We start from the raw sequence: 8692 nt of genomic DNA, 5'->3' as shown, positions 1-8692 counted from the left end.
CCTGAACTTCAACTATGCTTCAACTTCTGGGAGGAGAGTGGGTAGAAAAAACTGGGGAAACGCCAAGCCAGCTTTCCCTTGACAACCCTTTACACCAGTGTATGATATATAGTCAAAATGAAGACCGAAGTGTCAATTGGATTCAGCCATTTCCCAGACGGAATAGTGGTCGCTGACCCGTCAAGTCGGGTCGTGCTAGCCAATTCGTCTATGCCGCGCGTAACCGGTTTGAAAAGGGGAGTGGTCGTGGGCCAAAGGATGTCCGACCTGTTAAAAAAGAAGGTCGTTAGTGCTTCTGCTGTAGTGCGGGTAATCGCCGAGGGCGTGCCCTGCACTCTGCGGTCGCTGACAATGGCTGGCAAAGAAAATTTGGTTACGGCACGGCCAGTTTTTGACGGAAGAGGAAATCTAGAGTGGATAGTGTGTGGCATAAAAGACGTGTCGGAACTCCGAGCCGCGTCAGTCATGGGTTCCAAGAGCGCTCAAACGGAAGGTACCCGCTGGACATCAATCATTGCCGAAAACAAGCAGATGCAAGATGTGGTGAGGCTGGCTAATCTCGTTGCTCACGCGGAGAGTAATGTGCTTATCGATGGTGAAACAGGGGTTGGCAAAGAGTTAGTTGCTAGGCTCATTTATGAGCGAGGCAGGAGCAAGCGAAGAAATGGTGCCTTTGTAAAGGTTAACTGTGCCGCCATACCAGCCAGTCTGTTTGAATCAGAGCTCTTTGGATATGAAAGAGGGGCGTTCACCGGTGCCCTCTCGACGGGCAGAGGTGGCCTCATCGAGATGGCTGATAACGGCGTGCTATTCTTGGATGAGATCGGGGATCTGCCCTCGGAACTGCAGGGTAAGCTTCTGCATGTCATAGAGGATCAGCAGTTTATGCATGTCGGAGGGAGGTCAGTCAAGACAGTCAAGGTCAGGATTATTGCCGCGACCAATCGGGATCTCAGGCAGCTCACAAATGCTGGGGGGTTCAGGCAGGATCTTTACTACCGTATTGCCACTATCCCTATACGTATTCCGCCCTTGCGCGAGCGACCCGAGGACATAAGAGCCTTGGTAACACATTATATGGAAAAGCTCTCCCGAAGGTATGTAACCAAAAAGAGTCTTGCCGGCGATCTCTCCAGCTTTCTCCTAAAATATCAGTGGCCGGGCAATGTCAGGGAACTTTCAAACGTGCTCGAATACCTTTTTCTCACGGTAGGTGGGCCGTTGCTGGGTGTGGGAGATCTTCCGCCTGAGTACTCCCCCTTAGCACGTCCCGAAACTTCGCTGACGCAACAAGTGGGCGCTTCAGGCTACCAGCAATTCAGGTCACTCAAGTCTATGGTCAAAGAATACGAACTTGGACTCATTATGGGCGTCATGAAGAGAGCCACTTGCTATGAGGAAGCCGCAAAGCACTTGGGCATAAGCTTCGCGACCCTCAATAGACGTTTAAAAGAAGCCAGAAACGTCGGGAAAATTGTCCATTGAAACCTGCTCAAACGTAAACATAGCCTCGGGCCTGGCATGCGTGGCTACCAATATAAAATCCATTCTGTTCTTTCCAATCACTTTTTTTCAGATTATTGTTGATACCTTTTCTGGTATCAACACTGATTATCATTCCTGAGAAAATTCACTGTCAGGTTCCGGCCATATTGGCTGCTTGGCCTTGGTAATTAACGAAACGACGAGTATTCAGCTTACTGGCACAGCCCTTGCTTGGCAGCCTTGGTAGGCATACGAGATTGTGGCCTGAGTATATCCCGATTCACGCGCTGAAGCAGATTGAGGGCCCCACCACTCTACTACACGATGATCGATGATAAAGGTGTAGACGAAGGGGAGGCAAATTTGCTAGATCTGTCCGTATGACTATGGCCCCCTTTTTACGGAAAAAGAGAATGCACAACGACGAAGATCCCGCGGCTTGGATACAGGAGTCATACTGTTTTGTCCTGGAGAAAGCCGCCGGTATAGGAAACGGGATCAGTTTGCAGACCACGAGTAGCTACGATAAGGAGGCAGATCGTGGGTGATACACTGCCGCAGTTCAAAGCAGCCGCGGTTCAAGCAGCACCTGTCTATTTGAACAGAGAAGACTCGGTTGAAAAGGCGTGTACACTGATCGAAACGGCGGGACAAAACGGCGCTGACCTAGTTGCGCTGCCCGAGGTATTTATCCCGGGTAATCCTTATTGGGCTTGGTACATGGGGTTGCGCAAAGGTCTCGATTTGTCGACACAGCTCTTTCTAAACAGTGTGGATATACCCAGTGAAGCTACGATGAGGCTCGGTGAGGCCGCGCGACGGTACGGGACATACGTGGTAGTCGGCATTAACGAGCGGGAGAACAAGACACTCTACAACACGCTTCTGTTCTTCGACCGCAAGGGTCAAATTATGGGCAAGCACCGGAAGTTCAAACCGACCGGCGGAGAAAAGCTCGTCTGGGGGGAAGGAGACGGGAGCACCCACAAGGTCTACGATACAGAGGTGGGGCGCCTTGGAGCCCTGATCTGCGGCGAGCATACGATGGCATTGCCCAGCTTCACGCTCGCAGCAATGGGTGAGCAAGTGCACGTTGCCTCATGGATCGGATTCGGTTTTGTCAACCCTCTCAGTGAGATCTGCTCACGGTACTATGCGATTGCCTGCAACGCGTTTGTTGTCTGCAGCCAGTCAGTCGTTGACGAACCGCTGATAAAAAAGGCCGGTGTGGAGATAGAGACGGCTGGCACCTGGAGCGCGATCATTGAGGCGGGGACGGGCAGAATCATGGCGGGGCCACTCACGCCGGGCGAAGAGGGCATCGTTTACGCGGAGATCGACCTGAACCAGATCGTCCGCCACTATTTTCTTCACGAAACAACAGGACATTACTGGCCGAAGCAGTTTCAGGTTTACTTCGATGCGCGAGAGATCAAGCCACTTTATATAAACGTCCTGCCCGAGCCCGCTGAGCCCAGATGTGTGGAAGACAGTGAAAAGGGTAGCAACCTGGATAATGCAGAATGAAAAAAGGAGGAACAGGCCACGCTACTCCACAACAAATGAGAGCACTTCCGGTGAAAATGTCTCACAGGAAGAAGAAAGGAGGCGAATGAAAAGGTTCCTTGACGGCGTTCTGAAAATCAACACAGGGATGCAGACCATAGCAGCTATTTTCCTGTCCTTCATAATACTCCTGACGACAGTGGATGTTGTGGTCCGGATATTTGGAAAACCCATACCAGGTGCCGTAGAAATCATAGCTATCTGCGCAGGCGTTGTTCTGGGTTTCACTGTTCCGATTTCCTTCTGGATGAAAAGTCATATTTCTGTTGATTTCGTCGTAAATTGGCTTCCCACCCGGGCAAAGAACCTGCTCAACGTCATTACGAAATGTATCGGGATCGGCCTGTGCCTCCTCATCAGCTGGAATTTCATCAAGATTGCGACGGGATTCTGGAAGGGGGCAGAAGTTTCCGGCACTCTTGAAATACCCCTGTATCCCGTTGCCTATGCCCTGGGCATCTGCTTCCTCGTGCTTTCGATCTCCCTCTTTTGCGATATCCTCAAGATCCACGGAGGATCTCATGAATGAGGTGACCGTAGGATGCATAGCCTTGGGAGCGATACTTTTCTTTTTCCTGACCGGCCTCGAACTTCCTTTTTGCATGATCCTGGTCGGGTTCGCCGGATTTACGTATCTTGTCAATTTCAAAGCAGCCACGCACATGATGGCAAAGGATATCTATGACGTGTTCGTGTCGTACGGGTATACGGTGTTCCCCCTGTTCATTTTTATGGGACAGCTAGCGTTCGCGTCAGGCATAGCCAAGAAGCTCTATGATAGTGCCTACCGATTTCTTGGTCACATCCCGGGCGGTCTTGCTATGGCCACCGTAGGTGGGGCTACAGCATTCAAGGCGCTCTGCGGCTCGGCAAACGCCACGGCAGCAACGTTCAGCGCCGTGGCAATTCCCGAAATGGATCGCTACCACTACAGCAAAACGCTCTCTACCGGCCTCGTGGCCGTTGTGGGGACGCTCGGCTGCCTGATTCCGCCAAGCGTCTTTCTCATCATTTATGGTCTCATTACGGAGCAATCGATAGGCAGACTTTTTCTGGCCGGAATTATCCCGGGACTCGGGATAGCGCTATTGTTTATGCTCACGATTTACGGATGGGCCAAGATCAATCCATCGCTGGCTCCACCCGGGGAGAAATCAACCTGGAAACAAAGAATCGCTTCTCTGCCCGAAGTGGCAGTGGTTCTTGCTGTTTTCTTCCTCATGATCGTCGGGCTCTTGAGGGGATTTTTTACCCCTACGGAAGCTGGCAGTGTGGGTACCATGGTCGTGTTTCTCATGGTTGTTTTTAGAAAGCAGTTAACGTTTAAGGCGTACATGAAGGCCATCGGGGAAGCTATGCGTACAGCATGTATGGTTCTTCTGATGGTTGCAGGCTCTTTAATCCTCGGCCATTTCATCACGATTACCAATATCCCGCAGATCATGGCGGACTGGGCGACAAATCTTCCTGTGCACAGGAATATTGTCATGATCGTTATTTGCTTCGTATACCTCATCGGCGGCTCGTTCATCGACGACCTCGCCTTCATGATTCTTGCCACCCCCATCTTCTTTCCGGTTACACAGAAGCTCGGTTTCGATCCCATATGGTTTGGCATCATGCTCGGTGTCACCGTGATGGTAGGCATCGTCATCCCTCCGATAGCCGCCAACGTCTTTATCGTACACAAGCTGACCAATACCCCGCTTACCACGGTTTACAGAGGAGTAGCCCCTTTCTTGTTCGCGATCGTCGTCTTCGGAGCCCTGCTCTTCATATTCCCGCAGCTCGCTCTTTTTCTTCCGCACTACCTTATGAAATAGGAGAACACGGTAAATGAGAGAAAAGATAAACAAAAAACTGTAAGGAGGAGCTAGGATGAGAGACAAACTGTTGTTTGTAGCAAGTATCGCCGTTGTATTGAGTCTCACGCTTTTTGCACCTGCGCACGCACAGGGTCAGGCTCCGATCAAGCTCACATTCAGTAATTTTCTGCCAATAACCTTCTCGGCCAGCCCGGTGCTCGGGCAATTTTGCGAAGAGATGAAGAAGCGCACCAACGGCAGGGTACAGATCGCCTATTATCCGGGTGGCACGCTCACCACCGGACCGAAGGTTTACGACGGAATCGTGAACCAGGTTTCGGACATGGGCACCAGCCACGTCGGTTACACACGGGGTCGTTTCCCGGTTACCGAGATTCTGGACCTGCCGGTCGGCTATTCCAGCGGTTTCGTTTGCACCCACGTCAAGCACGATTTTTATAAGAAGTTCAGGCCGAAAGAATGGAATGATGTGCATGTGCTCTGGTTTTGGTCGCCTGGGCCTCTGCTCTTTACAACCTCAAAGAAGCCGTTCAAATCAATGGAAGAGCTGAAAGGGTTAAAGTTCAGGGGTGTGGGAAGACCTGCAGACACAATCAAGGCTGTGGGCGCAGTACCTGTGGCCGTCGAAATGGCGGATGTGTATGATGGAGTGCAAAGGGGGTTGCTGGACGGAGTCTTCGAGGGGATGGAGTCGTGGAAGGGCTTTCGGTTGGGCGATGTAATCAAGTACGGCGCCCTCACGCAGCGCGCGACGGGTTTGATGTACACCTTCTTTGTAGCGATAAACAAGGAGAAGTGGAATGCGCTGCCCGATGACATCAAGAAGGTTCTCGCGGATACGTCGGAAGAATGGGTCGACAGAGAGGCCGTGAACACGCTCCAGGCGGACTTCGACGGATTGAACTACTTCAAACAACAGGGCGGGCAGATGCTTGTCATGCCTGACGCGGAGATCACGAAAATGCAGAAAGCAGTGGAGCCTGTGATACAGAACTATATAAAGGACATGGAAGGCAAGGGATTCAAGCGGGCTGACATGGAAGCGCAGCTCGCATACATACGCGAGCGTATCGCGTACTGGGGGAAGCAGGAGACGGACCGAAAACTAAAGAGCCCTTATGCGCAATAGCTTTATGACGCATAGCTTCGGCTGGTTCGACCTGACCTCGCGGCATTTCGAGAAAAAGGCAAAGTGAGCTGCTGTAGTAGTTGATCGACCCGAACGGGAGGTATACATGAGTGGATTTCATAAACGAAAGCTTGATCTCTTTCCGGTTCATACATTGAAGCGTGTTGAGCGTCCCACGACCCTCATAAAAGATGACCAGGTAAAAAGGGTCAATGAACGGGACGGCGGGTTTGCTAAGGCAGCAGCGGGCGATTACGGGCCGGTCCTGGAAAGGGAAAGATTGCGCAATGATAAGGAGCCGATTTCAGGTGCGCTTCTGGACATAGGTCTCTACCTGAGACCAATTGTAGACGGTATCGTTGCCAAGCAAAAAGCGCCTATCCCGGACAATCCGGAATTGCTCGCCCACCACATTAAAGAACTTGCTTATTTTCTTCGCAGTGACGCAGTTGGCATATGCGAGCTCCCCCCTTACGCGGTCTTCACTCATCGCTACCCAAGTGGCGAGCCCGTCGATCTGAAGCATAAGAACGCGATCGCGATCCTTATTGATCAGGACTGGAGAACCTCCGAGGCTACAAGTGGATCCGATTACATCAGCCGGCCACAAAGCTACATGGCCTATTCGACGTCCGGATTCATAGCCTGCGTCATGGCCGACTACATAAGGAGGCTCGGGTATCCCGCTAAGGCGCATTATGGTGCGTTCAACTATGACCTGGTCGTGCCACCGATACTCTTATGGGCCGGGCTCGGAGAATTTTCGCGCATGGGAGAGTGTGTGGTACACCCATTCTTGGGTCCCCGTTTCAAGGCTGCCGTTGTCACTACCGACCTCCCGCTGGCACCGGACAAGCCGATCGACTTTGGCCTTCAGGACTTCTGTTCAAAGTGTAAGAAGTGTGCCCGTGAATGCCCCACACAGTCTATAAGTTATGAAGGAAAGATCATGTATAACGGGTACGAGCGGTGGCCTGTCGACGTTAAGAAGTGTACCAGTATGAGGGTTGGGAACAAGCACGGTGCATCGTGCGGAACGTGTATGACAGTGTGTCCATGGAATAAACCGTATACACCTTTCCACCGAGCGGTGGGGTGGATGATGCGACATTCGGGTGTCGCCCGGAGTCTTGCGATCAAGGGAGATGACCTCCTAGGATATGGTAATGCTGATTACAGCAAGAAATGGTGGTTCCAACTGGAATGTGTTGATGGGGTGCTCCACGATCGATCCAAGCGTAAATTGAAGGATGGCGAGACTCCCCATGTAATATGAAACACAAATGTATCAAGACAGGACAGGGTGCTTAGAATCTAGTGAACTGGCCGAGAATAAACAAAGCCTAAGACCCTCACAGGGAAGGTGCCCTATGCAAGGAAAGACCCAACGTATCCTGTATGAGGTCACGGGCCGTATTGCCGTCATAACGTTCAACCGTCCAGAACAGCGAAACGCCTTTGATGCGGAAATGACGCAAGAGATGCGCGTGGTGATGGATCGCTTCGAGGCCGAAGAGGATGTCTGGCTGGGCATCGTTACAGGTGCGGGAGAACGTGCATTCTGTGCAGGAATGGATCTCAAAGCCTTCGCCGCTGGTGAAGGGCCTGCGATTCTGGACGGCAGAGGTGGTTTTGCCGGGTTCGTTACATACCCTAGGACCAAACCAGTCATCGCAGCCGTGAATGGCGCGGCGCTGGCCGGTGGCTGCGAAATCGTGCTATCGTGCGACCTCGTGGTCGCGGCCGAATCCGCCGTCTTCGGCCAGCCCGAGGTGAAGCGGGGCCTCTACGCGGGAGCAGGAGGCGCGTTTCGCCTTCTCAGGGCGATGCCGAAGGCGCGTGCCATGGAGATGCTCCTCACCGGGGAACCTATCGACGCCCATGCCGCGTATATCCTCGGCTTTGTCAACGCCGTGGTGCCGGCGGAAAGATTGATGAATGCCGCCATGGATCTCGCGCGGAGAATATGCGTGAACGCCCCCCTCGGAGTCCGTGCGAACCTTGCACTCGCGCGAGTCGCTTTGGACATGACCGATGCTGAACTGTGGCAGAAGAACGCCGATATCTGGCAGAGTATTATCCGCAGCGCTGATGCGGCAGAAGGACCAGCCGCCTTTGCCGAAAAGCGGGAGCCCAAATGGAGGGCTCGCTAGGAATACGCTTCAGCGTAATGTTGTGAGTAAGCGCGACAACGTAGGATTCAACATTCCGGCTTACTATACGGAATTAGGATCTGGAGAAGGAAGAAAAAAAGCATGGACAATTACTCTCTGTTAAGGAAATGTTTAAGTGGCGAACCAAACATCCTAACGAAAGGAGCAATTGCCATGCATACGAGACAGTATAGCAGACAGCAGGAGAAACGCAATAGAATCGGCAACGGGACGCTGGTCATAGGGGTGGACATCGGCAGCGACTTCAATGCCGCATGTTTCGCTTATTCGGCTCTATGGTTCTTGTCGAGCTCTTACGAGAAGGTGGAAATCCGGTAGACATTGATAAAAGTTCAAGCTTTTATTTTTTCAAAATAGTGAAAGTAGCAAGATCGCGCTTTCACCTGCTATGTAGATTGTCAACCCCCGACGTTATCTCTGTCTCTTTTTGCCCTCCTGTGTATTGATCAACGTTATGTCCCCCAGCCTGCTATCCGTGGTCGGACCTGATAGGCACCGCCACATGAGTCTTA

The 8692-nt window shown here is 52.1% G+C and carries 8 protein-coding genes; all 8 read left to right on the top strand.

The features are described from left to right. Positions 1–117 precede the first annotated feature (117 nt). Positions 118–1485 (top strand): sigma 54-interacting transcriptional regulator, encoded by a 1368-nt coding sequence (locus VMT62_11200; protein ID HVN96988.1) that lies wholly within the window; start codon positions 118–120, stop codon positions 1483–1485. A gap of 540 nt (positions 1486–2025) precedes the next feature. Further along, the gene (locus tag VMT62_11195) at positions 2026–3012 is read left to right on the top strand and encodes a carbon-nitrogen hydrolase family protein (protein ID HVN96987.1); all 987 of its coding nucleotides are present in this window, start codon (positions 2026–2028) and stop codon (positions 3010–3012) included. An 85-nt stretch (positions 3013–3097) separates the two neighbouring features. Beyond that, positions 3098–3580, top strand: a complete 483-nt coding sequence (locus tag VMT62_11190; protein HVN96986.1) for a TRAP transporter small permease — start codon at positions 3098–3100, stop codon at positions 3578–3580. Then, the gene (locus VMT62_11185; GenBank protein HVN96985.1) at positions 3573–4874 is read left to right on the top strand and encodes a TRAP transporter large permease; all 1302 of its coding nucleotides are present in this window, start codon (positions 3573–3575) and stop codon (positions 4872–4874) included. The genes VMT62_11190 and VMT62_11185 overlap by 8 nt, the downstream gene beginning before the upstream one ends. Before the next feature lie 55 nt (positions 4875–4929). Next, positions 4930–6006 (top strand): TRAP transporter substrate-binding protein, encoded by a 1077-nt coding sequence (locus VMT62_11180; protein HVN96984.1) that lies wholly within the window; start codon positions 4930–4932, stop codon positions 6004–6006. 106 nt (positions 6007–6112) lie between these two features. Beyond that, positions 6113–7282: a reductive dehalogenase gene (locus tag VMT62_11175; protein HVN96983.1), complete on the top strand. Its 1170-nt coding sequence runs from the start codon at positions 6113–6115 to the stop codon at positions 7280–7282. A 94-nt stretch (positions 7283–7376) separates the two neighbouring features. Continuing rightward, positions 7377–8159, top strand: a complete 783-nt coding sequence (locus VMT62_11170) for a crotonase/enoyl-CoA hydratase family protein (protein HVN96982.1) — start codon at positions 7377–7379, stop codon at positions 8157–8159. 174 nt (positions 8160–8333) lie between these two features. Beyond that, the gene (locus VMT62_11165; GenBank protein ID HVN96981.1) at positions 8334–8498 is read left to right on the top strand and encodes a hypothetical protein; all 165 of its coding nucleotides are present in this window, start codon (positions 8334–8336) and stop codon (positions 8496–8498) included. The last annotated feature ends 194 nt before the right edge of the window (positions 8499–8692 follow it).

The sequence above is a fragment of the Syntrophorhabdaceae bacterium genome (genome assembly GCA_035541755.1).
GTDB lineage: Bacteria > Desulfobacterota > Syntrophorhabdia > Syntrophorhabdales > Syntrophorhabdaceae > PNOF01.
The sequence above is the reverse complement of the archived record's forward strand: the minus strand, read 5'-3'. Positions and strand labels throughout refer to the sequence as shown.

Coding starts and splice junctions, on each gene's coding strand:
- VMT62_11165 (HVN96981.1), top strand. CDS start 8,334: ATGCATACGAGACAGTATAGCAGACAGCAGGAGAAACGCAATAGAATC.
- VMT62_11185 (HVN96985.1), top strand. CDS start 3,573: ATGAATGAGGTGACCGTAGGATGCATAGCCTTGGGAGCGATACTTTTC.
- VMT62_11180 (HVN96984.1), top strand. CDS start 4,930: ATGAGAGACAAACTGTTGTTTGTAGCAAGTATCGCCGTTGTATTGAGT.
- VMT62_11170 (HVN96982.1), top strand. CDS start 7,377: ATGCAAGGAAAGACCCAACGTATCCTGTATGAGGTCACGGGCCGTATT.
- VMT62_11190 (HVN96986.1), top strand. CDS start 3,098: ATGAAAAGGTTCCTTGACGGCGTTCTGAAAATCAACACAGGGATGCAG.
- VMT62_11200 (HVN96988.1), top strand. CDS start 118: ATGAAGACCGAAGTGTCAATTGGATTCAGCCATTTCCCAGACGGAATA.
- VMT62_11175 (HVN96983.1), top strand. CDS start 6,113: ATGAGTGGATTTCATAAACGAAAGCTTGATCTCTTTCCGGTTCATACA.